Raw genomic sequence first — 26,035 nt, 5'->3', positions numbered from 1 at the left:
TTTTTAGGATACTTTAATGAAAACGATATAAGAATTAAACAACAATCGATAAGGCTCAGTACGATTTTAGTGTAAAGCATGTGACTTTAACTTTGTAAACCATCTGCCTTAACGAACATAACCATGCAAATTAGAATCCTCACCATATTGACTGTTTTTCTGGCTTGTTGTCAAACAAAATCAGAGAAGGCATCTGATGACATTGCCGATACGACTGAAATAAAGACAGCCTTAAAAGAAACTAAATCTGAAAAGCCAGTAGAGCCAGAAATGGTCAAATACCAGATGAAATTATTCGGTGAATACTCCGTAGCAGATTTTGTAAAAAATAGAGAGGACCGCCTCAGAAACGAAGACAGCCTAACTTTTGAATCAATAACCGAACACTTCTATTTTGAAGGTGGTAGAGATTTTATATATCCTCAGTTACACTCAGTTGATTCTGGGGTCTTGGAATTTTTTGACCCGTACAACTCAACTTTTGAACCAACAATAGAATACTTTGAAAATGGCGAAATCCAGAATGAAAGTTCAATTCCATATCGAGAGACATCATTCTACCTCAATGATCTTCCTGATACTCTGCAAAAGAGATTTACGAACATCTTAACCACGAATGTCCTTAAAGAATTGTCAATACAAATAGCAGTTAATAAGGCAGATGAAAAAGCGTCAATAATTATTTTCGATTCTGAAAAACAGGAATTCAAAGAGTTCAAAATCCCGTGTCAAATGGACATCGCCGGTTCATATGGATACGCTGAAAACAAAACGAACGTAGGTAATTACAACCTTCAACAAAGCATTTATTTTGACGTCTTTCAATCCTACCTTTTTCTAACTGTTGATGACTTTGATTTTGTAACAGTTTTCGACTGGATAACTAGGGATTTCCTAATATGCGAAGACATCTCAAATACAGTAACTCATCCAGTATTCATTGGTATTACCATGACAGACAACATCGTCTTTTATGATGCATATGATTACACATTTAAAGTCATAAACCGTAACTCAGAGCTCATTACCAAATTTGAAGTTGAACACCCTGACAACTTGGAAGGTGTCAATTATAGCTTTGACCGAACTTCAAACACCCTTTTCATGAGTGGCTTAAATGAAGATGAATTAATCCAGAAGATTTACTCAAAACGGATCACAACAAATGCTAAAAATGAAGATGCGAACTGAGCATTTGGAAAGGTCAATGCAAAACAGAAATTTATCATGTCTCGCAAATGGGACGCATACTCATTTTAGCTAGGCGTTGTAGTACATATAATCATCAACTATGAATAAAATATTTTTTCAATTAGTCTGTATTATTTTTTTTGTAAGCTGTTCACAGAGGTCTGATAATAAGAATAAAATTGAGGAATCAGCAGATACTATTACTATAGCTTCGAAATCGGATGATGATCCAAAGTCCCAAAACAATAAACAAACAGAACTTCCCGAAGTAAATGAGGAATTCAATTCATTTTTAGAAAATTTCAAGAAATCAGAACTTCCAATAGAAATAAAAGGTTGCTCTGGTGGTTATACTGGAGATCTAATGTTTGATGGTAATAGATTTGAACAGTTTATTGATTTAGATGCATACAGTTATATTCAAATTCCTTCTTCTGGCAATTTCATTACTGTAATTTCATTGGGAATTGCTGATTGTTTATATCCAATAGTAAATACATATAAATTAAACGGTGATAAAATAGATCAAAAGATTGTGTCTATTGGATATTGTGGATCAGATTGTGGTTACACTTGTGAGGAATATTTGACAATAAAAAATAATTACTCAATCTATGTTGCTGACACTATCAGTTCTTCTGAATGTGACTCATTAGGAAGCATCATCCCAGAAACGACAAAAAATTATATTATTTATAAAGAAGGTAAGATATTGGATAATGGAAAAATAAAGCTTTCGGAAGAAATTAAAAAAGAATTATAAATACGTACTACAACACTGCCTTCCATGAATAATCCCTTCCCTGGGGACGGGATTCGCCGCTTAGCCTTAACGTTACCTTTCAGCAGGAAATCCGTATATAAAACTAAATCATTTTTTACTTATTAGACTTTGAATTATATTGTAGATATGAACGAAGAAACGCTAAAGAAATATTTAATTCAAATTGCGGATCAACTTACACCTGAATCAACTTTGGAGGATGTATATGATCAATTAGCATTGCTGGCTGATATCGATGAATCTGAGGAACAGGAAAAAAAGGGTGAAATTTTTACTCAACAGCAAGTTCGAGATAAATCAAAAGAATGGTTGAGGTAATTTGGACAAAAAAGGCATTAGGACAATTAGAAAGAGCTGTAAAATATATTCAAAATGAACAAGGCACATCGTATGCCAAGATTGTATTGAATAAAATATTAGATTCCACTGAGCTTTTAGAGAATCATCTGAATATCGGAACAATTGAACCGCTCTTAAAACATAAAAAATCAGAGTATCGATTTCTCGTGGTCTGGAGTTATAAGATAATATACAGAATGACAAAATCTAAGGTAGTTATCTCCAGGGTTTTTCATACATCGAGGGATCCTAAAAAATTAAAAGGAATTTAAGCCGAAAAGGTAACACTCACTATAACCGCATTTTTATGCCACGAGGGACTTAAAAACTGCACCATAGTGTAAACGTTTTGCAATCAAAATGAAAAATCCTTTACTTCTTCTACTTATCGGCCTAATATTTACCTCATGTGGAAAATCAAAAAAAAATCACACTGAGGTATTAGAAGATAATAATTCACTTGCAGTTGAAATAGATTCATTATTCAATTCCTATTATAATGATGATGGACCTGCCGCAGCCATTTTTATATCGTACAACGGTAAAGAGATAATTAAGAAGACGTACGGGTTGAGGAATGTTAATAATGGAGAAAAGGCAACCAACAATACAAATTTTAATGCTGGCTCCATGACAAAGCAATTCACAGCAATTGGTATTCTAAAATTGCAAGATGAAGGTAAGCTTAAAATAACTGATACCGTTTACAGATATTTTTCGTATCCTATCTTTAAGAATGTTACAATTGAGCAGTTAATTTCCCATACCTCCGGAATTGCAGATGCAGACCGTATAGTTAGACACAGCTGGAATTCCTCTGATCTTATGTCAATAAATGATGTGATGGACTGGTATAAAAATAATGACATTACAAAATTTAGTCCAGGTACACAATTTTCATATAACAACGGCGCCTATTGCGTTCTGGTCAAGCTTATAGAAGATATTAGTGGAAAACCGTTTTCAGCGTATATGAATGAAGTTGTTTTTGATAGAATAGGTATGAAAAACACCTATTTTGTGAGCGAGAAAAATTTTGGAAAAATACCTAATATGGCCGTTAGTTATGAAAGGGATAGTCTGAGTAATTGGGTTTCAAACGACCCATACGATTTTTCCAATGCTTTAGTAGGACCTACTGGACTCTATTCTAACCTTAATGATTATTCTAAATACCTCAAAGCCTTAAGGCAGTACCAGATACTAAGCGAAACTTCACACGAGTTGATATTTAAGCCCGTTTCAATGGATATTGAACTGCACTCTGATAATATGCAAAGGTTAAAGGATAAAGAATCATTCTATTCAATGGGTTGGGAAGTAACCGACTCTTTAGCAGTTTCGGCAGGGGCGGGATTTGGTATTAATAATTGGTCAATTTTTAAATTTAAAAGGCCTTTAAGCTTGGTGATTTTTACAAATAATGATATCCTTTTTAAGGAAAACCTTGTAGACAAAACGTACAATATTATTGATAGATACGTAAAAAACTGATGCCAACAATAGCTAAAAATCAAAAGGCCATTCAGTGGGTTAGGTTATTACTGGGTATATATGTCCAGAGGATTAATAGGTAGACAGGTTGCTGCTGAGGAAATAGGTAATGGGATTTGGAAGGTATTCTATAGGCACGTATTTTTAGGATACTTTAATGAAAACGATATAAGAATTAAACAACAATCGATAAGGCTCAGTACGATTTTAGTGTAAAGCATGTGACTTTAACTTTGTAAACCATCTGCCTTAACTAACATTATGGAACTCATTAGAAGATTTGAAGCACATTTATTGACATTATTCTATGTGGTTCTGTTGGTACAACTAACCTTCAAACCGACACCAGAATTATTATTAGTGCCTTTTATTATTTACTGTCTACTAATTTCAAGATATGTCTCAGAAATCAGGAACCTAATAATTTCAGTTTGCATCATTTCTTCATCTACACTAATCCTATTCATCTACCTAAAAGCAAGACACTTAGAGATAAGTTCTTGGTTCTTAATGGTTGGAGTGATTGACACATTAGTCATTTCAATACTCGTTTCATTTGAAGCATATAAGCTCAAATCTATATTGGATAAAAACTCCTATTGGCTGACTTTATTACTTTCTGGATTTATCATATTGACTCTAATAAGCCCATTGCTAAACATTAGAAACTTTGAAGCATCTTGGCTCAACTATCTTATTGTAATGGTAGCTGGACATGTGTTTATCAATGAACGGAAAAAGACCAGACAAACATTGAAAAACTTGCTTAAAGTTATTATAGTCTTACACTCGCTACCGATTTTGCTTGATATAAAAAATACACTTGCCAACATCAACTAAACGGCATGGCGGGCTACTGGCGGATTGACAAGTCAATCCTTTTTACTACTTTTAGGCGGACGTTCTGGTCGGCACTTCGTTTGACCAACACCACCGTTTAGTAAGACCGTTAATGGTTATTAGAACAAGGAAAGATGCCTAATTTGAAGATAATAGCATTCTCTAAAGAAGTACCGAAAAAGTTTAAATGGATAAATTGGTTCATTTTACTTCCGATACTTTTTTGGCCTTTAGTCTTTTTTGGAACGATTTTCTTTTTCGATGACCCAAATGCAAATCCATTGATGGTTTGGGCTTTGTTTATTGGAGTGAATGTATACCCTCTTTACCTAATTATATTCTTTGAACTGAATGCAAGACTATATAAAAAAGTGAAAATTCTTGCATATGTTCTTCCTCTTTTAATGATTGGAAGTCTATCATTTATAATCGTCAGAGAATATGTGTCAAATAAACAATATGCGAAAGATAGAGAAATAGAGAATCAAAACAGATTAGAAGCAGGATACATAGGTAATTGTGATACTTATAAAATCAGGGACGAAACAGTTTCTTATAAAGACTCTATAATGAATGCAGACCCCAAATCTTTTGAAAATTTAAGCTGTCATTATGGAAAGGACAAAAAGCAAGCTTACAAAGGAACAGAACCAATAATTGGAAGCGACTCTGAATCATTTGAGATTGTTGACTATCAATGGCAAAAAGATAAAAATAGATACTACCATCAAGGAGAAGCATTAGAAAATATTGACTACCAAACATTTGAAATATTGGAGTTAGGATATTCAAAAGATAAAAACGCTGTGTATTACAAAAACAGCATTGTAGAAGAAGCTGACCCTAGGACCTTTGAGATTAACAGAATGAATGGAATTGGTAAGGACGGGAAAAATAAATTTGAGCACGGAAAAATAATAACTACCACTAACAATGTAAATAAAAAATAGACGAAATAGTACTCATATCAAGGCTTTTGGCCCCTATCAAACTTTGTGCTTAACTAACCCTTGTAGCTCATGAGGGCTATATCCACATTTCGAAATTTTACGTATATTTAAGAAACTGAATATGCTATGCTGAATAAAGAACAAGTGATCAATACAATATCCAAATTCCCCGATCAATTTTCTATCGATGAATTGATGGGCAGATTGATTTTACTGGATAAAATTGAAAAAGGATTAAAAGATTCTGAAGAAGATAATGTGATTTCAGAAGAGGATCTTGAAAATCGAATTAATGAATGGTCAAAGTAGTTTGGACTAATCATGACTATCTCGATTTAAAAGATATTTTTGATTATATAACAAAGGACTCAAAGAGATACGCATTTTTCAAGTCAGCAGAATAAAGGAGTCCACCAAATCACTAAAAGAATTTCCTAAAAGTGGTAGAATAGTTCCAGAAATTGGAAATGAGGATATAAGAGAATTGATCGAAGGGAATTATCGGATAATATATCGAATAAAGAACAGTGAACGCATAGACATATTAACAGTTTACAGTTCATACAGGATATTAAAGATTGACAAAATAATATAAACAATAGCTACAACAACGCCTAAGCATCATCCCCCACCCCAAGGGATGGGGGATGATGCTTAGCCTTAACGTTTCCTTCCATAAGGGTACGATAAAGAAACATGATTCACAAAAAGTAAATGGAAAACGGCAATACCATTAAACACCGTATTGGTTGGATAATATTTAGTGCAGCCGGTATAATGCTTGTAATCAAATTTTACGTCATTCTTTCTGAACAAATAGGAATGCTGAAAATGCTTCACGGCGTTGGAGAACTTAACCGGATGAGGTTTTTACAATATTTTAACAACTATTGGCTGTTCATTGAACCTATTCTCATAATAATTTCGTTGACAGGTTTTATACTTAGAAAAAGATTGGGATTTCAACTCTCTTTAACATTTGTCTATTTTGTTATAGCTTATAGTTTACTTCATTACCTAACACCAATCGATCGACATGAGAATTTTCATTTAGGAATTGTAAATTGGGCAGTATTAGTAGCAATTCTAATTAATATCCCATTGACAGTTAGAATTTTTTCCTCCGAAATGACTCAACAACTTCAAATAAAAATTAACTTGATTTCTCTTTTTGTCGGTTTATCAATAAATGGAATAATGTTAACAATAACTAATTAAAAACTAGCGCAAACAATGGCTAGCAGCAATAGTCGCTTAGGCCAACGTACAAACCAAAACTACAGCTGCTAGCCCGGCCGTTATGGTGCATTTGAAAAAAATGAAAATGAATCAATTAATCATCTTATCCCTTAGCATTATAAGTATTTTCTCTTGCGGACAGAAATCCAAAAAAGAAGGGACAAACTACACTTATTTTGACAAGATTCAATTAGACACAAAAACAAAAGATCCTTTGATAGCAGTTACGAACGAAGAGTATCTTCAATATGGCTCTCGAGTAGCTTACTTAAATATAAAAGGAGATACCATTATTCCATTTGGTAAGTATGCGTATTTAGGCACAGATACTTTGACCCATTTTGCGAATGTGATCGAATTTCCAAAGGACAGCTCATACGGAAGGTGGATTGCGATTGACAGAAATCAAAATACGCTTTACGACATTGTGTCTTTCGACAACGGCCCTGACTATTTTCACGAAGGACTAGTTCGAGCAAAAAGAAATGGGAAAATGGGATTTGCTGACAAATACGGTCAAATCTCTATTCCATGTGAGTATGACTTTGCCTGGTGGTTCGAAGACGGAAAAGCCAAAGTAACTTTTGACGCAAGAGAAATTAGAGACAAATATGATGACCATACTAGAATTGAATCTGACGAATGGTTTTATATTGACAAAAATGGAAAGGAAATTAAATAAACGAAAGGTGAAGAAAAATCATTCATACTTTAAAGATGCTGCGAAAGACATTCAAGCCTTCAATTCTTGGGTTGGGAAGCTTGAAGAAACTAATGGCTATGGGTATGATAGATATACCATTGAGACGAGTTTAGGTAGAACTCAAATTTACGGTCTTAATACCAATCGTACAGATGTTGAAACACTTGTAGTTTTCCCAGGTTTCAGAACGACTTCATTAATCTGGGATTTAGATAAGGGATTAAATTCCCTATCCAAAAATGTTCGAATATTTCTTGTTGAAACGAATGGACAGCCTAACCTTAGTGAAGGAAATTCTCCAAGCATTAAGAATTTAGATTATGGAAAATGGGGTGCTGAAGTTTTTGAAAAACTCAATATTGAATCGGCATATATTGCAGGAGCATCATTTGGTGGACTTGTTTGTATGAAACTTTCATTAGTTATTCCTCACAAGATAAAAAGTGCTTTTTTACTTAATCCTGGGTGTTTTAGAATGGTTTCCTTCGGATTTAAGAATATGTATTACAACCTACTTCCGCTGGTCAAAACCTCTAGAAGAAATATTCAGAAATTTTTAGATGGTGTTGTCTTTAATAAGCCGAATCATACATTATCTAAAGAATCTGAAGAGCTTTTGATTGAATACCAATTACTTGCAATTTCAAAATACAAAGACAATACTGAGAAACCATACTATATGAGTAATCAGCTTAATGAAGTATCTGTTGATACTTATCTGCTAGTTGGTGATAAGGACATTTTACTCCCTCATGAAAAGTCTATTAGTAATGCAAAAAAGCATTTAGGCAAAAAACTAAAAGAGGTAAAAATATTCGAACAAGTGGGACATGGAATAGAATGTTTCAAACCAAGTATTGACTTTATTGAAACAACAATAAAAGAACACAACACAACCTAAACTGCATTGAAACCCAGTTTAGCCAGAATGTAAGGCATTTGACAGAACACTTAAATTGCAATTAAAATTGAAAAAAGAAAGGATAAATATTGCTTTGACTTTATTGGCTTTGTTGCCAATGACCTTTTTTCTGTTTGTGAGTATCTATGGAGCATTTAATATTCTTTCAAGTTTTGATTTTAACGACACGTTAATATTGATTTCATTGATATTTGGAATACTTGGATATGTTGGACTACTAATGAATCTCAAACAAAATAAAGAATTAAAAGCGGAATCAATAAACTTTATATTTCTATTGCTCGGAATAGTTGGGTTTATATTATTTAATTCTTTTGAAGGTGGATTAAAAGCCTGGAAATGGATATTAATGATTGAAGATCCTGATGAATGGTTGATGTTTGTCGGACCAACATTGATAACAATATTATTAATCGTGACAAAGGGAAAACGCCTTACAACATTGTATAACCGCAATACAGGCGAAAATGATAAAATTAAACGAATTGACCATTAGCATATATATCGACAAACTAAAAGTGTTTTGCTTATAATCTGGCACAACGCTAATATTAGACCGTTATTTAAAATGAGAGTACTGACTTTAATAATTCTTTTATTGTTCTTTTCATGTAAAACTGAAGAAAAGGAAACTATGCGCTTATCTGATTTCCAGAAGCAAATAGACTCTTTGTTTAATTCTGCAATAAACGACAATGGTCCTGGAGCTGGGGTATTAATAAGTCTCGATGATTCAATATTATTTTCTAAAGGCTATGGGTTAAGGGATTTAACCACAAAAGAGCCAATCACGACATCAACTAATTTCAGAATTGGTTCGGTAAGCAAACAATTTACTGCTCTAGCCATATTATCTCTTATTGAAAAGGGTGACCTTAACCTTAATGACAGCATTTACAATTTCTATCCCTTTAAAAGTCTGGAAGGTGTCACTATTAAACAAATGCTTACGCATACATCAGGAATAGTTGATGCAGCTGCCGAATATTGGAATAAGTGGACACTCAATAGGCCGGTAACCAATGACGATATTATTGATTGGTACAGAATTCATGACCGTAAAGAATTCTTTCCAGGAGAAAAATTTGAATATAATAATGCAGCATATATTCTTCTTGCCTCCTTAGTAGAAAAAATCAGTGGTCAAGAGTTTTCAGAATATATAAATCAAAATGTACTCGAGAAAGCAGGTATGGAGACCAGTCTATTCTATAATTTATCAACAACTACCTTAATTCCAGAAAGGGCATATCGTTATGAAAAGGACAGTTTAGGAGTTTGGCAAAATGTAGAAGGTCATTTTCTTGATGCAGTCGTTGGAGATGGCGGTCTTTATACCAACTTAAATGATTTCATGAAATATTCCAGCACATTACGTGAACACAGAATACTAACAACAGAAATTGATTCACTTCTGTTTCAACCTGTAGTTAAAGTAAATGGGCTTGCAGCACGAGATTTCTATATAATGAAAAAATCTGGTTCTTATTATGGAATGGGTTGGGAAATAAATGAGACAATGGCCGTACATGGAGGAGAAATTTTCGGAGGGCATTCGTTTGTTATTTATGAGTTCAATCGACCACTAACAATTGCCATTTTTATGAATTCTAATAGTCTATTCAGAACTGAACCAAACTTACTTGATGAAACCTATAAATTAACCGATAATTATTTAAAAACAACTGCAAACAATGGCTATAAGTAATTTCTTGTTCTCACCATCTTTTGACATTCCGCAGGAATTGCCAACTTGGAATGTACTTGCGAAGTTTAGGTTTAACCCACGCAACTACTCAAAGTCCTAGCGTTAGCATTTATTTTAAAAAAATAGCCTGAACAAGCTGAAAAAAGGCATTAAAGAGAAGTAAGCACATTCAAAATATACTTTTACATGAAAAGTCAAATTGTAATATTTTTTACCTTAGTAATGCTCAGTGCTTGTAACGGCCCAACAAAATCTGGTGTCACCCAACAACCAACTTTAACTGATTATAAAGTTGGCGAAAAATGGGTTTGGAAGTTTAAAGGAGTAACGACGGAAGGAGAAATACGCTCAGAAGGAAATGATACAAGAGAAATAATAAATGTTAATGGAGAATTAAGTATAACAATCGGACATGATACGATTGCTGTAGCAGATATGGTGAAGCCAGATAAAAGTGAAACGCCTAAGTATGACTGGCCTCTTGAAGTAGGTAAAAAGTGGAAATATGAACAAGGTTGGACAAGTCAAGATGGTACAACTGGAAAAACAAGTCAAGACGTTGAGGTTTTATCTTTTAAAGAAGAGACGGTTGAAGCAGGAACTTTTATGGCTTACACAATTCAATATAAAGGTAGAATTACAAATTCAAGAGGATATGAAGCAGCCTCGGAAGAGGTTTGGCTGTATGCTCCCACAGTTAAAAACTTCATTAAGCTTACTCAAAAGCAAGATGATTTTCTGTATTTGGAGGAATTAATCGAATATTCAAAACCTTAATAAATCTTTATAAATCAGTTTACATCACGTATCTATTTTATATTGAAAATTTTAGCTTAAAAAGCTGTAGATGAAATATATAAAATAAACACTAACAAAAATATACGTAATGCGGAGTGATGCAATAAATTTGAAACTAATAATTATTATTGAATTGTATAGCGATTTGATAGGCTGGAATTTTGAAATCCCTCACCTCGCATATTCAAACCTTCACCAGTAATTTGAAAAAACTACTTGCTATAGTATTTATTACAATAAATATGATTGGATTTGCACAATCTGATTCAATCTTTTATGAACAATTAGCATTTGACTTTTACAGAACTAAAATTATAAAGTCATTTCAGACTAAAAAGCGAATAAAGGTTTACAAGTATTTTCATGAATTCCAGTCAAGTAACATTCACTTTAGCATAGGTGATTGTTTATCTAATTCTGATAATAATAAAAAGGATAGGTTTCACCCATTAAAAGATTATAGAGATAGCCAATTGAATTATAAATCAAATCGGTTTAAACTTGACTTATCTAATCTAGATAAACAGACCTTTAAGATTAAAAAGTCCGGAAGAGGAAGTTATCCTAAACTATTTATCAGTGCTCCACACATAAAATATAAAAATTTCAGCAGAGTTTATGTCAACATCTATGAAAGACATAGTAAATATAAAACAATTATTTATCATATAGAATTTGATGAATTCGGAAACATAATGAACTGGTGTAAATCAAATTTTGAATTAATGATCAATCATTAAAACTACAAGTAACAACGGCTATGGCCCACAGTTTTGTTTTTCAATTGGGGCGATTATCTTTGAGAATCAGCTATGCGTTTTTTAAGCAGCCATATGTTTTGACAGACAAATAGCCTTGACGTAATCAATTGTCATAAAGATGACGTCAACTTGACGCAACTAATCTATGATAATCCAATATACATTTGCTGAAACAATTAATTATTAACAAAATGGAAACACAAGATTTAGCAAAAAAACTGAAGGACTTAAGAGTAAAAAGAGGAATGAGCCAAGAATATTTGGCTGATGAATCTCAAGTTAGCTTAAGAACAATTCAGCGAATTGAAAACAACGAATCCAAACCAACAGGAGAGACAATTAAAAGGATAGCAAATGCATTAGGAGTTAAGTTAAATGAATTGATTGATTCAAATCTTGCAAATGAAACAAATGATTTAGATGCTACACTAGTTTTTCTCAAAAAACAGCTTTCTAAGGCTCATGAAAAATCGGAAATTAAAACTTTCGAAAAATTCATAGAATTATTGCAAAGGCTAAAAGAGAAAGAGATAACTTCTGAGCAATTAGAAAGAATAGAAACTTACATTCAATACTTAGAACTTGAAAAAATACCCTCCTTTAGTAAGGAAATTTATAATCAAAAACTAGCCAAGTTCAAAAAATATTTAAAAAATAAATTAGGCTTTGTACCCAAAAACTATTACACAACTCGGACAGCAAGTTTTGGAATTGCCTTTGCCATTGGAATTGCCTTTCAGAACAATTTAGATGTAATCACTAAAATTGGAATGTTATCAGCTGCTCTACTATTGATTGCAATAGGAATAATAATTGATCGAAAGATTAAAAAACAAGAACGGTCATTCTCTTTCTAAAAAGAACTGGTTACAACATCAACTAAATGCAATGACGGGCTACTATCGGAAAGACATGTCAATCCTTTTTGTTACTATAAGGCGGACCTTCTGGTCCGTACTTTATTTGTCATGCTTTGTCCATTTAGTAAGAGCCTTGTTATCGACTACATGCATAATGAAAAATCATATTCTTATTCTGATTATCGGGCTTATTTTGATCTCCTGTAGTGACTCAAAGGAAAATCAATACAAGTCATTGGAAAGTAAAAGTTTACTGGAAATTGTAAACGATCCAATTCACTATTTTAGACATTTGCGAAAATTAATAAATAACTACGGTATACTAACTTATGGTCAACTTCGAATAGGTTGAATTGTCAGGTATATTTAATAGCATATGACCATCTAATATACGTTCCTGAGGATATTATAATAACAGAAAAACAGCTTAAAGAAAATGGAATGAGAGAAAAGAATATGGTGAAAAACCGGTTGAGAATTGGTTTTATTATATATCGGATACTCCATTAGACTTAGGTTCATGCATTATATAACAACACTTATTTACCACAGTTTTGTTTTTCAATCGCGGCTACTATCTTGAGGTATCAGCTATACGTTTTTTAAGCAGACAGAGATTTCGGTGGATAAATAGCTTTTATAACCAAATGTAAAAATACCTCCAGACAATTAATGTAATTCTCTCTTCAACCTTTAAAATGGATAACTGACTCAATTCAATCAATTATTTCATTACTTATATTAAAAAACATTTTTAGTTAACTTGGCCGGTTATAAACCATTGCTAATCATTAAAAGCTTAATATGAGCATATTTTCCTACCATCTGGTAAAAACAAATTACCTGTCTGCTCTTAAAGCATACCTCTTCCCTCCTGATCCCAAAAAGACACCAGGTTTAATTCATATTGAATGCATGACTGCCATGACATTGGGTTCTAAAATATTCTCTCCATCAAGGATGTTGATTCGACAAGTGGCAGTGTTTGCTCAATGGGAAAATGAATCAGCATTAAATGATTTTTTAGAACAGAATGATTTTGGTAAAACCTTAGCAAAAGGATGGCACACCCGCTTAATTTATCTCCGGCAATGGGGTAAAATCAATGGCTTTAAAATACCTGATGAAAGTATTGAATCAGATGACCCGGAGTCACCGGTAGTAGCTGTGACACTTGCCCGTATGAAGCTGCCAGAGGTACCCAGGTTTATTAACTGGGGAAGACCTGTGGAAAAGTTAGTCAGGGACCATCCGGGTATTAGCCTGGCTCTGGCATCGATCAGGCTACCCCGTACAGTCTCCACTTTTTCAGTATGGAAAAAACAAAAAGAAATGATCAATATGGTTCAGGGGCATAGTAATGTCCCGCGTCCCAAACGTCATGCAGATGCAATGAAAGAAAGAGAAAGAAAAGATTTTCATTTTCAATTCACAACACTTCGATTTAAGCCCATTGCTGAATATGGGCAGTGGAATGGTCGTTCTGAAATAATCCCCAACATTAACCGATCACAAAATAAATGAGCCTCGCTGATCCGTTTCAAAAATTTCAAGATTGGTTTACCCAACAATGGGCGATAGTATGGGGTAGAAAAATAAAACCCGAGTCTTTTACATGGCTGATAGGGCCATTTGGTAAAACAGACTCAACCGGCGAAGATTTCATTAATCAACTAGCGGAAGATGGAGGATTAACAATACAGAGAAACACAACTTCTCAGGGACTCATTCCTTCTATCGAAAAGCTTAACTTATCTGAAAAAGACCTTAAAAAGCTTTCTGCAAAAGTCATTGACTTTTATCAAAATACAGGAAATTACCACCTGAATTTTTCAGTTAAATGGAACCCGGCATTTAAGATTTTCGGAAGTCTCGTAAATATATTATTCAGCAATAGAATTAATCAATTAAACATTCCCACTGGCAATGTAGGAGCATCTGAACAAATAAATAGTGAAATCATAACCCTATCAAATCCGCATACAGGAGATATTGTATATACATTCTGGTACCGCACCTTCAAATCTTCCGGTCAGGTTCTTTACTCAGGCGTTTACACTACCTGTATTCTACCCTCCGGAAAAGCTTGTGTTAAGGCCATATTTCCTTTACCAAAAGGTAATGCTACGGTAATCATGTCTCCCCATGTAGGTCCTAAGGGAGAACTTCAGCTGAAATCTGCAGGGAAGAATTTTGGTGACCCTGGATTCTATTTTTTACTCAACGATTCAAAGAAAAACTTCTGGGCACAATATATAAGTTCGTTTCATGATGAACTCACCGTATTTTCCCGAAAGAATAAGATTTTTGCAGAACAGACTCTCAGTTTATGGGGTCTGAATGTCCTGAGGTTTAATTATGAAATTGCTCCTAAAGGTGAATCAGGATAATCGGTGACAGATGCTTCAACTACCATCCGTAATGATTAAGAAATCTTTATTAAATTATCTTAAAGACACCGTTGTACCTTAGCGGGTTCTTACATTTTATATAACAATAATTACAACTACCAATCACAATCAACCTTTAAAGTATCCATTAGTCAACGGTTACAAACGGATATAAAAAATTCCCGATTACAGTCGGTTACAAACGTTTATTAACGGGTATTTAATAGTAATAAAGTTTGAGTTTGAAGAGAAAACGGCTATTTTGGCCAGGAAAAAGGATTTATTAACAAGAGAAACAACGATAACTATATATGGAATAAGAGTCACAAAGTGGCGCTTAGCCATTCGTTGTGAAGCATAAAATTACTATTCCAAATTAAAAATCTTGTTTTATTGTATCCAAGTGAATACATTTACGTATGTATATAATTGAACAAACCACTGAATTTGAAAAGTGGTTTCGAAAGTTAAAAGACAGAAAAGCAAAAGCTAAAATTTTGCTCTGTCTACAGAGAATAGAGGACCAAGGTAATTATGGCGATTGCCAACCAATTGGCGAAGGTCTTTCCGAATTACGGATACATTATGCGAAAGGGTATCGGGTATATTTTAAAGAACATGGAGATACACTTGTATTGCTATTAATTGGAGGAGATAAATCAACCCAAAGTAAAGACATTAAAAAAGCAAAAGAACTTTGGGAGCAGTATAAAAACAAGATTTAAATGAAAACTACAAGATTCGAAATTGCTAATTATCTTGAAGATGACGAGATGATTCAGGAGTATTTAAATACGGTTTTAGAAGAGGGGGATTCAAGAGATATTGTTGTTGCTTTGGGTCACATCGCAAAAGCAATTGGGATGTCAAAAATCGCAGAACAAACTGGATTGAGTAGACCTAGTCTGTATAAAGCTCTATCAGAAAATTCAAAACCTCAATTTGATACTATTTTGAAGGTAATAAGAGCTATTGGAAGTAATCTAAAATTGAATATTTCAACAAATTAATACACTTCACAACACTCACTATAACCGCATTTTTACGCCACGAGGGACATAAAAACGCGCTATAGTGCAGACGTTGTATGCAAATAAACAAACAATGAGTTTCAAAAGTATCAATATTATTTATTGGTTGACATTTTTAATTTCAATTGTAATCCTTCCATTAAATTTTGGCCTTGGATTGATTGCTATGAGTATAATTATTGTTCCTGTTCTTATTATGCATGTAAGCAATGGTTTAAAACTTAAAAAAATTGAGAAATATAAAATTGCAATATTTATATCAACATTCAACCTCTTGATATTTTCTCTTATTAGACCGGATGGTGTTCATGCAATTAATGAAAATGGACTAAGTTCATTATTGGATGTTTTTCATATAAATGCAGGATATAAAAGAGAATATGAAAACTATTTTTTCATATTCTCTTTTATACTTCTTTTATTTCAGTTAATAATTGAATTAAGATTAAGAAAACTAGTTAAAAATCATACAGAATAAACAATAAGCCAGCATACAACAGTATGTTCCATGAATAATCCCTTCCCTTTAAATTAAATATAAATCACTGATAATCATCACCTTTTCTTTTTGTTTTTATCCTTCTTTCTCTTTTTCAAATGAGTGATAGCGGTCAAGGCCGGGCATAGCAATCCCAGGCGGATTGATAGGTCCGCTACGTATAGCCTTGAGGGCTATCTAAGCATTTGAGATCTTAAGAATTATAAAAACAAAACCATGCTTCCATTGGTGATCACCGGTTTCCGGACGTCACAGTTTTCGATTAGTTTGTTAAAGGGCGCCCGCCCCATGCTATGAAGAGGTGGTCACTGTTTCCAGACGCCACAATTAGTATTAGGAGTTCGAGCGCAATATATAAGTCCGGATTTATTTTTAAGTATTCCTTTCTCCTATCCTATTTTTCTACTCCCATCACATATTCCTCCTTTGTCTTAAATACTCGATATACTCTTGACACTAGTTTTCTGGTGATTATCAGGATCGCCCGTTTCCGGCTATGGTTTTGTAGCAACTCTTCATACCGCTGAAGCATCACTGGATCTTTCTGAACACCACTCCTCTCGTGCTAGCATTTACTTGTGTGAAATTTGCAGATTAAGCTCCATCGCCCAGGTTATGATTTAAGATGGTTCCTGGACGGTTGGGTATTAGTTCTAATGGAAATCATTGGTTAAAGTTACCCCCTGATTAAACCGAAAATACAAACCTCATTTCATTCAATTGTTAACTGTTAAACATATACCAACTATCACCTCCACTTTAGACTCATACATTAAATAAGCATTTATATACCTTGCAATTAATACCCGAATATTATAATTGTTTTTTAACGATATATTAATTGGAACCAGTCAATTTTCCCTTGAAGTATAAAGCTGTATGGTGATACAGAAACCTATTTTAAATTTGAAATAACTACTAAAACCAAACCTAATGTAATATTTAAAAGATTTACGATTAAATACTTATTATAAATAGTCTTTAACAAAGATTCATTATAATATTATTCAGCAATATATTTTTTATTAAACTAACTAATTATAAGAATAATCAAAACTATAAACATCAATTAATACATTATTCTTGTATTAATACAATATCACACAGAAATAAGTACTTATACCAACGTTGACTTATTAACATGTAATATTTTTGCATTAATAAAATATAATGATGATATTATATATATCTTTAACCAAATCAAAAATCCATGACTTATCTTTCCCAATGCAAGAGGGCAATGGAAACAAGTTTTAGAATGCTATTTTTAGCCTCTATCATTCTTGGTACCAGCACCTCATTCGCACAAGACCAAATTACTACAACACCAAAACACAATGCCAAAACCACTCAATTCAAAGGAAAAAGTGTTATACAAGGAGTTGTCAGGATCAAGTTTAAAAACACAAAAGATGTTCAACAAAAACTAGAACAACTGACAGATGCCAACAAAAATGGTATGATCAGTAGAGATTCCAAAGCTTATGTAAGCCTTACGCAATTTCCGGAAGTTACTGCTAAAAACAGGGAGTTTAACACCGTAAAAATGAAGCGTGTATTTCGTCCTGCCGGAAAATATGAAGCGAGACACCAGAAATGGGGGCTTCATCTATGGTACGAACTTGAATTTGATGATACAGCTGATTTAAACAGGGTATTAGAAGCTTATAAAAGTATTTCTGATATTGCTATTGCAGAGCCTCGGTATGAAATGTCGTTAAATACTCTTTCTGGCCCGCCAAATGATCCACAGTACTCAACTCAAGCTAACCACTATGACCTCATCAGGGCATTGGATGCCTGGGGAATTGAAACAGGCTCATCTGATGTAGTTGTTGCTATTGAAGATCAGGGAGTAGACTATACTCATCCAGACTTACAAGGACACATGTGGATTAATTCCGATGAAACACCAAACAATGGTATTGATGATGATAACAATGGGTATGTCGATGACTATTATGGCTATAATTTCGGAAATGACAACGGTGATATTGCGATTGATTTTCACGGCACACATGTAGGCGGGACCGTTTCAGCAGAAACCAACAATGGCATTGGTGTTTCTGGAGTTGCTGGTGGCTCTGGTAGCGATGATGGTGTCAGGCTGATGTCTTTATCTGTTTTTGGAAATAATTCTCAAGGCGGTTTTGACGAAGCTTTTGTTTATGCTGCAGATAATGGAGCTGTTATCTCTCAAAACTCCTGGGGTGGTGGATCACAATCATCTGTTCTGGAAAATGCGATTGACTATTTCATTGCTAATGCGGGTGGTCCAGGACAACCGTTAAATGGTGGTTTAGTAGTTTTTGCCGCTGGTAATAGCAATAGCCAAACTTCCGGATCTTATCCAGGGAGATATGCTCCGGTTATGGCGGTAGCCTCTACTACTTACAGTGGAACTAAATCGAGTTTCTCAAATTATGGTTCCTGGGTTGATATTTCTGCTCCGGGTTCAAGTATTTTGAGCACTTATCCCGTTTCACAAGGTAGTTATAATACGATATCAGGAACTTCCATGGCCTGCCCACATGTTTCCGGAGTGGCAGCATTGGTGGCATCCAAAGCATGGAGAGAAGGCAACCCTTTAACTGCTAGTGAGCTTAGAAGCATCTTAGAAAACACTGCGAACTTTGACCTGCTTTATAATGCGAATTCAAGCTCATATGATGGCCGGTTAGGTTCGGGCATGTTGGATGCTTATGCTGCACTTGGTGGTACAGTTGACCCACCAACTTGTGAGGACACAGAGGTAACACTCGTATTAACAACTGACGATTACGGTTCAGAAACTTCGTGGACATTAACTGACGCATCAGGTGCTACAATCGGTTCCGGTAGTGGTTATGGCAACAATCAAACGTATACAGAAACATTCTGCTTAGCCGATGGGGAATATACATTCACCATCAATGACTCCTATGGTGATGGTATCTGTTGTTCTTATGGCAATGGTTCCTATGCTATTACCGATGGCAACAATACTTTAATTTCCGGAGGGGAGTTCGCTTCTACTGAAAGTAAAAATTTCACTATTGGTGCTGGAGGACCAGCATGTGATGTACCGACAGGAGTTGCTTCTTCCGATGTAACGTATAATAGTTTTACGGTTTCCTGGAATGCTGTTACTGGTGCGGATTCATATGATGTTGAATTGAATGGATCAATAGTTGTAGACAATTCTAACACCACTTCTGTGAATCTTACAGGTTTATCAGCAAACACTACATATGCAGTAAGAGTGAGATCTAACTGCTCAGGTGGTTCTTCAGCTTATTCTTCAGAGATTTCTGTCATTACGCCTGATCAGCCAGGTGTTGGTTGTACCGGAGAGATCGCATCTTATCCTTACTTTGAGAGTTTTGAAAGTGGAATAGGCGCATGGTCTCAAGGGTCTGGAGATGATTTAAACTGGACAAGAGACGCCAATGGGACACCTTCCAGTGGGACAGGTCCCTCTAGCGGTTCCGATGGATCATTTTATATGTATGTGGAAGCCTCGAATCCTAACTACCCAAATAAGGTTAGTTTCTTTAACTCTCCTTGTTTTGACTTGTCAAGTGAATCTTCAGCAATCTTTACATTCGACTATCATATGAACGGTACATCAATGGGGTCTTTAGAATTACAGGCAAGCACCGATAACGGTAGCTCCTGGTCTAATACCTGGTCAATTTCAGGATCTCAAGGTAATGCATGGAGAACTGCTTCAATTGATTTATCCGGCTATGTTGGCAACACAGTACAATTCAGGTTTGTTGGAACTACCGGTTCTAGTTGGTCTTCTGATATTGCAATAGATAACATATCTGTTAGTTCCGGTTCTGACGGAGGAAACTCCCTGGTTACGCTCACCCTTGTTACCGATGATTATGGTTCAGAAACTTCCTGGACATTGACCAATGAAGCAGGAAGCACACTTGCTTCTGGTAATGGCTATTCCAATAACCAGACTTATACCGAAACATTTAACTTAACAGAAGGATGTTACACATTTACTATCAATGATTCTTATGGAGATGGTATTTGCTGCGCATATGGGAATGGCTCTTATACACTTTCTAGTGCCAGTGGCACTATCGCTACTGGTGGAGAATTTGCTTCTGTGGCAACAGAAAACTTCTGTATAAATAGTAGTTCAGACTTTCGTTTATTCTCAGAAAACCTGAAAACAAATTCTCAGTTAGAAGATTTCAATGTTGTTACATTCCCTAACCCGGCGGTTTCTTCAATTAATGTTAAATTAACTGGAGCTACGGAAGCCAGTTTTGTCATTATTGATGTCACAGGAAAAGAAATGATCAGAGGCAAAATAAATAAAACGCAAAAAACAATTTCTATCAGTAGTTTACCAGATGGCATGTATATCATCAAAACTACCGATGGGAAGTCAACTGTCTCTAATAAAATTATTAAAGAATAAGAAATCTAATTATTGGAATTAAATTGATTCCGATTGAGTAATCTCTTTGAATATAAAAAGTCAAGTGAACCTGGTTTCACTTGACTTTTTGCTTATAAGATTTAAAAAACCTGACACCACTACTGGCTGGAATTTAGTGATCGCATAACTTCAGGCTTTTAATCAAAAGAAGAGATTGTATACCAACAGTAATAATGATTTAAGGAACACTTCAAAAAGGCAAAGCTTAACCAACGTATATAAACAAAGAAAAGAAGTTGACATGACTTAATGGCTCCTCATAAAAGCAAAAGGTTATTGTTATTAAACGGCTGCAAACAGATAATAAAAGGTATCCATAGCCTACCGTTTATAAACGATTACTAATAGATAATCAGAACAAATACTTTGTTTATTGATCGGAAACTAATAATTTCCATTTTAAACGGAATAACCAACTATGTAAACGGGTAGTATAAGGGCAACTGAGTGCATTATATTACTTCGTTAGGCTTAATGACCCAAGTTTATCCATTATTTATATGTTAACCTCAGGACTAAATGATCTAAAGTTAGCAAGGCTATCACCAATTCATCAAAAAAAAATCCACACATTCCTGTCATCCATTTTTAATGTTGAACAAAATATTCCGGTCGAAATGATCCCTATTAATTCGAACAAAATTTACTGGTGGGGAATTATCGGACTTAACCAGGAAATTCTTGGAGTGGCTGCTACCTGGTTGGAAAAGGACAACTGGCATTGGGGTAGGTTTTCCATACATCCTAAAATTAGAGGAAGGGGTCTTGGAAGAAAATTGGCAATGGTATCCCTGATTGAAACGTTTGAACTTGACATAGAATATGTAACTATTGAGGCCAGAGAGGCAACAATTGCTCTTATTGAGAAGTTTGGTGGGACGATTTGTGGGAAAACAACACATTTCTTTTCTGAAAATATTACTCCAATGAAGTTAGAAAGGAAAAAATTTAATCCTACTAACAAATAAGGCTAACAACCACTAAGTTCATTCGGCTAGTGAGCTGTTTGCAAAGGTATACGGAAGAAGTTATTTTTAAAGAAATTTGAAAGGTTAAGCCTTCGGAGCTTAGCTGATCGCTATAAATCACTTGAAATCAACTATGAAGAAATTATTATTTATTTTTTTTGTCATAATCAGTTATAATTATTCTCCAGCTCAAAAATTAAAGGATATATATCTGCAATTATCAAATTATGATGGGATACCCAGGGAAGATAAAGAAATGATGATAAGCAATTTTTTAACCGGTAAGGAAGTTGCGGATAAAGAAGTTGGAGATCGAAATATATACCTTTATGATTATCAACCAAAAAATGGATATTTATCATATGGAGGCAGCTATGAAGGGTTTAGTTCAGTAGTTTATTGGAATTTATCAAACGGAGGACAGCTCGTTGCTAATTATTCTCAAAGCTGCGGCCCTGTTTGTGATGTACGTCTTGAATTTTTTATTCGCAATAAAAAGAGCCTGATTCGTCAAAAATTATTCAACGTTTTACCTACCATTACAATACGTGATTTTATTGATATCGATAAAATGATCAGTGATGGAATCAATGTTGAAGATATAATTCAATCATTTTATAGTTATGATTTGGATTTCATTTTACCTCAAAAGGGTAAAAATTTAATTGTTGAATCTCAATACAATGAATTAGGTCTGCCTGCAGAATATGAAAAATATAGCCTTACATGGAGGATTGAGCTTATATGGAATGATGGAACCTTTTTGAAACCGAAAAAAAACGAACTGTAATTATCTGAACTTCACGGTGTATCCGGGAATAATGAACAATCATTTTTACGTAGACTTTTTGAATAAAACAACGATGAGGTTTTTTATATTTATTCTATTACAAATTATTACTCTTTCAATTTTCGCCCAGGATTGCGATTGTCCTAAAGACATGCCAGTTAAATTGGATATGATAGATTATTCAGCGAATAGAAATGATCAATTTAAATTATGTTTTAAAGACAATGACAGCTATAGTAGAAATGGGATCTACTATTATTCATCTACAGAAGGAGTCTTGCTGGATGTTGTTAACAATAAAAAATTCCCCTTTCATTCATCCTTCTATAAAACAGAAATTTATATTAAGAACGAAAACGCTGTTATCAGAAAAATTCTACAAATCCCACAACTTAAAATTGATAATCCTGCAGGAAGAGAATTTTTTCCAAGAGCTTTTGACCATCATGAAATTCAAAAGAATGGAACCCTGGTTAGATGGGATCCCATGGAAATAGATAAAAATTTAGACGAAAAAACAATTCATAATTTAAAAACGAGATTTTTAAAAGATTTAGAAAAGGTTAAAATTGATCCTGAATCCAGGCTGTATTTTTGGGAACATGCAATTAATCTTTCTGTATGTGCAATCAATGGTGATAAAGAAGCAAAACAATTGCTTGATAATTATATAAGTAGTTTAAGCGAAGCAAAAGGCAGAGTTTATTCCCTAGGGCATCCTAAAAAGCTAAGTTTTATTGATAAAAATTATTTTAAAGACCTGACCAATTTGGTCGAATGGCATTTAGCTCAAAATGAATAATTAAGGCTTAACTATTTATTATAATCCTTACCTTTATTTATGTATTTTTCTTCTATAAAATCATCCTTCATACCCAATTTCACTTCAAATCTAGGGTTATTATCTTCGTTATTCGGGGCAGAGGATTTCGACATATATAATTTAATATCTGTGGTATCGCGCTGACTTAATAAATACTTTCGTAAACTCTGGAAACGTGCGCTATCCAGCATCGCCGAAACAGCATCTACCCTACCACGGTCTGCCAAACGAAGACAAGCTGCTTCTAGCGTAAGGGTATCGGTTTTTAATTGCTTATTGACGCGGTTTTTTAACCTCTTTTCATATTTTTCATGATTCTTCTTTTCCTTAATACCCATTTGTTCCGCAACTATATATTTAGCAATTTCCTGACGTTCAAGAATTGAATCTTTATAATATACCAAGTCGATCTTTAATTCCTCCTCATGATCCTCCAGCTTTAATATATTATTTAATTGTCTTTGTTTATGATCAGTAAGAGTGGTATCCATATAGTCGTATTTGATCCGCTTAATATCTGTATCAAATACATTCAATACTGAGCCAATAAATTTAAATGGTGTGGAAGCAACTTTTACCAATAACCCACTAAAGGTATCCCATATCATATCACCTATCTCTGTTGCAGACTCTCCTACCGGTCCTTCAATAGGCATTTCGATATTGACCACCTTGTCCTTATCTTTTAAAAGAAACATAGCAAATTTTACAGGCGGACCAATCATTTGCTGTCGATGACCGAATTTTATGTTGTGAATTACTATTTCGTTCTGACTTTTTATTGAGTCATTCCGAACAACTGTTTCAGATTTCATATACATATCACCATACAACAGTGGATACCCTGTGGCTTCCCTGCTAAACACATCAAAATCTTCCAGCATCAAACTTGATATCGTAAAATCCAGACTCATCTCTCCGGGATTAGCCAGGTCGACCAGTATATCACTAACCATCTTTCCCCGATCACTAAGATCCATCCTCAAGTCCACATCAAGAGTAGGATCATTATTACTCAGCGAATCAGCTTGTACCTGAATATCAGATATGTCATATTCAAAAGTATTTTCATGGGTGCGGTCAACCACATCAATTTTTCCTTTCTCCAGTAAAAATGTATTGATACTGATATAGAATTGTTGAGTAGAATTATTTGAAATAGAGTCTTCTTTCATTTCTTCTTCCTTAGAAACATTTTCAGCAATTAGTTCCTCTTCATTTTGTTGTACCGAATCCTGTTCTTCAGGTGGCATAACACGGTTCATAAATTGAGCAATATTGCTTGTGGAATCATAGGCCTCGAAATACAGTGAAGGCTGTAAAAAATAAATTGAATCAATTATTATCCTTTTTTCATAAAGACTCGCTTCTTTAACATCGATAAGAAAACGATCTGTGCCCAACATAACATTATCTTTATCATCATACAGAGCCAGGTCACTCAGCGTAAATTTACTTGTTACGGAAGTTTGAAGGGGTAGATCAATATTTCCCTCCAGTACCATCTGAAGATCCACTATACCTTTAAATTTCCCGATTTCTACATATTTTGCAGCAAATTCCTGGTAACCTGAAATATCATAATTACCCAAAATAAAATCTATCTTAAAATTTCCACTCCCGGAATTAAAATCTACGATGGATTCAAAATAACCTTCATTCTTAAAATCAAAACGTATATCCGCTTTACTGTCTTCTTCTTCTTGATTCCATACCAAATGCGGAAGAAAAAAATCAAAATTTTTTATTTCTATACTATCTTGTATTTCTGCATCCTGAATAATAAACATCGCATCTTTCAGCTCCATGTCCGAAAGCTCAAATTTCATAGGATCTTCATCCGTTGACTCCTCCTCTACCACTGCAGTTGTATCATTTCCCAATTCCATTAAATCGTCAAAATTAAATGCTGAGTCATACATAATAACATCAACAAATAAACCCTGCAGGTAAAACTGCTCAACAACAAAAGTATTGCTGAATAACCGATAAGGCTCCGTATTAACAATTAGTGTATCAAACCCTACAAAAACAGTTGAATCATCCTTTTCATATAAATCAAAATCATAGAGCCTAACGGTCCCGGTGAAATAATTCACCCGCATTTTGTCCAGGGTTATTTTTCTACCTATCCATTCCTTACTGTTTTTTTCTACAATACCCGGAACAACAAAAGGAAACAAAATTAAAACTAGCAGAATAACCGATAAAGTTACTGCCAGGGAGTAAAGCATTATTCTTTTGATCATAGCAAGACAAGGCTACATTTATACAATAAAATTAAATTGATAAGCTATGAAGACTAAAACCGATAGATAATGCTAATGTTTTAAGTTTCTGAATCAAAAATTCACATTAGTCAATAGCTCACATTAATTAAGTTAAGAATTCCAAACAATATTTACAATGCAAATGCTTGGCGGTTGTAAGTAACAACTAACCCTAAATTTTACTAAACAGATTCTGAAAGAACCCATTAGATTTATCAATTATCAGACTTA

At 34.2% G+C, this 26,035-nt stretch carries 26 protein-coding genes; 25 read left to right on the top strand and 1 reads right to left on the bottom strand.

Annotation, left to right across the window (positions count from 1 at the left end; translation table 11 throughout):
* Positions 1-123: 123 nt before the first annotated feature.
* The 25 genes from OO013_RS17300 to OO013_RS17185 all read left to right on the top strand — a co-directional run bounded on the left by OO013_RS17300 (position 124) and on the right by OO013_RS17185 (position 23,513).
* Positions 124-1,191, top strand: a complete 1,068-nt coding sequence (locus OO013_RS17300) for a hypothetical protein (RefSeq protein WP_266058240.1) — start codon at positions 124-126, stop codon at positions 1,189-1,191.
* A gap of 100 nt (positions 1,192-1,291) precedes the next feature.
* Positions 1,292-1,954: a hypothetical protein gene (locus tag OO013_RS17295; RefSeq protein WP_266058239.1), complete on the top strand. Its 663-nt coding sequence runs from the start codon at positions 1,292-1,294 to the stop codon at positions 1,952-1,954.
* A gap of 147 nt (positions 1,955-2,101) precedes the next feature.
* A complete protein-coding gene (locus OO013_RS17290) occupies positions 2,102-2,293 on the top strand; it encodes a hypothetical protein (protein ID WP_137091222.1) in 192 nt (63 codons plus the stop codon).
* On the top strand, positions 2,281-2,586 hold the full coding sequence (locus OO013_RS17285) for a type II toxin-antitoxin system RelE/ParE family toxin (RefSeq protein WP_266058237.1): 306 nt from the start codon (positions 2,281-2,283) through the stop codon (positions 2,584-2,586). The genes OO013_RS17290 and OO013_RS17285 overlap by 13 nt, the downstream gene beginning before the upstream one ends.
* Positions 2,587-2,674: 88 nt before the next feature.
* A complete protein-coding gene (locus OO013_RS17280) occupies positions 2,675-3,808 on the top strand; it encodes a serine hydrolase domain-containing protein (protein ID WP_266058236.1) in 1,134 nt (377 codons plus the stop codon).
* A gap of 974 nt (positions 3,809-4,782) precedes the next feature.
* Complete coding sequence (locus tag OO013_RS17275) at positions 4,783-5,598, top strand: DKNYY domain-containing protein (protein ID WP_266058235.1); 816 nt, start codon at positions 4,783-4,785, stop codon at positions 5,596-5,598.
* Between the two features lie 126 nt (positions 5,599-5,724).
* Complete coding sequence (locus tag OO013_RS17270; RefSeq protein WP_266058234.1) at positions 5,725-5,907, top strand: hypothetical protein; 183 nt, start codon at positions 5,725-5,727, stop codon at positions 5,905-5,907.
* Between the two features lie 67 nt (positions 5,908-5,974).
* Positions 5,975-6,193: a type II toxin-antitoxin system RelE/ParE family toxin gene (locus OO013_RS20315; protein WP_369414905.1), complete on the top strand. Its 219-nt coding sequence runs from the start codon at positions 5,975-5,977 to the stop codon at positions 6,191-6,193.
* Between the two features lie 119 nt (positions 6,194-6,312).
* Positions 6,313-6,816 carry a hypothetical protein gene (locus OO013_RS17265; RefSeq protein WP_266058233.1) on the top strand — a complete coding sequence of 168 codons (504 nt, stop codon included), beginning with the start codon at positions 6,313-6,315 and terminating at the stop codon, positions 6,814-6,816.
* A 106-nt stretch (positions 6,817-6,922) separates the two neighbouring features.
* Positions 6,923-7,519 (top strand): WG repeat-containing protein, encoded by a 597-nt coding sequence (locus OO013_RS17260; protein WP_266058232.1) that lies wholly within the window; start codon positions 6,923-6,925, stop codon positions 7,517-7,519.
* Positions 7,449-8,441, top strand: a complete 993-nt coding sequence (locus OO013_RS17255; RefSeq protein WP_266058231.1) for an alpha/beta fold hydrolase — start codon at positions 7,449-7,451, stop codon at positions 8,439-8,441. The genes OO013_RS17260 and OO013_RS17255 overlap by 71 nt, the downstream gene beginning before the upstream one ends.
* Before the next feature lie 67 nt (positions 8,442-8,508).
* Entirely contained in the window at positions 8,509-8,958 is a 450-nt protein-coding gene (locus OO013_RS17250) for a hypothetical protein (RefSeq protein WP_266058230.1), read from the top strand.
* Between the two features lie 72 nt (positions 8,959-9,030).
* On the top strand, positions 9,031-10,170 hold the full coding sequence (locus tag OO013_RS17245) for a serine hydrolase domain-containing protein (protein ID WP_266058229.1): 1,140 nt from the start codon (positions 9,031-9,033) through the stop codon (positions 10,168-10,170).
* Between the two features lie 186 nt (positions 10,171-10,356).
* Positions 10,357-10,947 (top strand): hypothetical protein, encoded by a 591-nt coding sequence (locus OO013_RS17240; RefSeq protein WP_266058228.1) that lies wholly within the window; start codon positions 10,357-10,359, stop codon positions 10,945-10,947.
* Positions 10,948-11,171: 224 nt separating this feature from the next.
* Positions 11,172-11,708, top strand: coding sequence for a hypothetical protein (locus OO013_RS17235; RefSeq protein ID WP_266058227.1), 537 nt, complete (start codon positions 11,172-11,174; stop codon positions 11,706-11,708).
* 212 nt (positions 11,709-11,920) lie between these two features.
* Positions 11,921-12,586: a helix-turn-helix domain-containing protein gene (locus OO013_RS17230; RefSeq protein ID WP_266058226.1), complete on the top strand. Its 666-nt coding sequence runs from the start codon at positions 11,921-11,923 to the stop codon at positions 12,584-12,586.
* An 807-nt stretch (positions 12,587-13,393) separates the two neighbouring features.
* Positions 13,394-14,113 carry a hypothetical protein gene (locus OO013_RS17225; protein ID WP_266058225.1) on the top strand — a complete coding sequence of 240 codons (720 nt, stop codon included), beginning with the start codon at positions 13,394-13,396 and terminating at the stop codon, positions 14,111-14,113.
* Positions 14,110-14,979 (top strand): hypothetical protein, encoded by an 870-nt coding sequence (locus tag OO013_RS17220; RefSeq protein ID WP_266058224.1) that lies wholly within the window; start codon positions 14,110-14,112, stop codon positions 14,977-14,979. The genes OO013_RS17225 and OO013_RS17220 overlap by 4 nt, the downstream gene beginning before the upstream one ends.
* 419 nt (positions 14,980-15,398) lie before the next feature.
* The gene (locus OO013_RS17215) at positions 15,399-15,704 is read left to right on the top strand and encodes a type II toxin-antitoxin system RelE/ParE family toxin (protein WP_266058223.1); all 306 of its coding nucleotides are present in this window, start codon (positions 15,399-15,401) and stop codon (positions 15,702-15,704) included.
* Positions 15,705-15,989 carry an addiction module antidote protein gene (locus tag OO013_RS17210; RefSeq protein ID WP_137091705.1) on the top strand — a complete coding sequence of 95 codons (285 nt, stop codon included), beginning with the start codon at positions 15,705-15,707 and terminating at the stop codon, positions 15,987-15,989.
* 94 nt (positions 15,990-16,083) lie between these two features.
* On the top strand, positions 16,084-16,488 hold the full coding sequence (locus OO013_RS17205; protein ID WP_266058221.1) for a hypothetical protein: 405 nt from the start codon (positions 16,084-16,086) through the stop codon (positions 16,486-16,488).
* Between the two features lie 1,261 nt (positions 16,489-17,749).
* Complete coding sequence (locus OO013_RS17200; RefSeq protein WP_266058220.1) at positions 17,750-20,932, top strand: S8 family serine peptidase; 3,183 nt, start codon at positions 17,750-17,752, stop codon at positions 20,930-20,932.
* A 521-nt stretch (positions 20,933-21,453) separates the two neighbouring features.
* Positions 21,454-21,921 (top strand): GNAT family N-acetyltransferase, encoded by a 468-nt coding sequence (locus tag OO013_RS17195; RefSeq protein ID WP_266058219.1) that lies wholly within the window; start codon positions 21,454-21,456, stop codon positions 21,919-21,921.
* A gap of 133 nt (positions 21,922-22,054) precedes the next feature.
* Positions 22,055-22,711 carry a hypothetical protein gene (locus tag OO013_RS17190; RefSeq protein ID WP_266058218.1) on the top strand — a complete coding sequence of 219 codons (657 nt, stop codon included), beginning with the start codon at positions 22,055-22,057 and terminating at the stop codon, positions 22,709-22,711.
* A 73-nt stretch (positions 22,712-22,784) separates the two neighbouring features.
* Positions 22,785-23,513, top strand: coding sequence for a hypothetical protein (locus tag OO013_RS17185; protein ID WP_266058217.1), 729 nt, complete (start codon positions 22,785-22,787; stop codon positions 23,511-23,513).
* An 11-nt stretch (positions 23,514-23,524) separates the two neighbouring features.
* On the opposite strand, the gene OO013_RS17180 is transcribed toward OO013_RS17185, so the two are convergent.
* On the bottom strand, positions 23,525-25,783 hold the full coding sequence (locus OO013_RS17180) for a DUF748 domain-containing protein (RefSeq protein WP_266058216.1): 2,259 nt from the start codon (positions 25,781-25,783) through the stop codon (positions 23,525-23,527).
* Positions 25,784-26,035 lie beyond the last annotated feature (252 nt).

The organism is Mangrovivirga halotolerans, assembly GCF_026241165.1.
Classification (GTDB): Bacteria; Bacteroidota; Bacteroidia; order Cytophagales; family Cyclobacteriaceae; genus Mangrovivirga; species Mangrovivirga halotolerans.
Note: the sequence above shows the minus strand (reverse complement) of the source record. Positions and strands in the feature narration are given on the sequence as shown.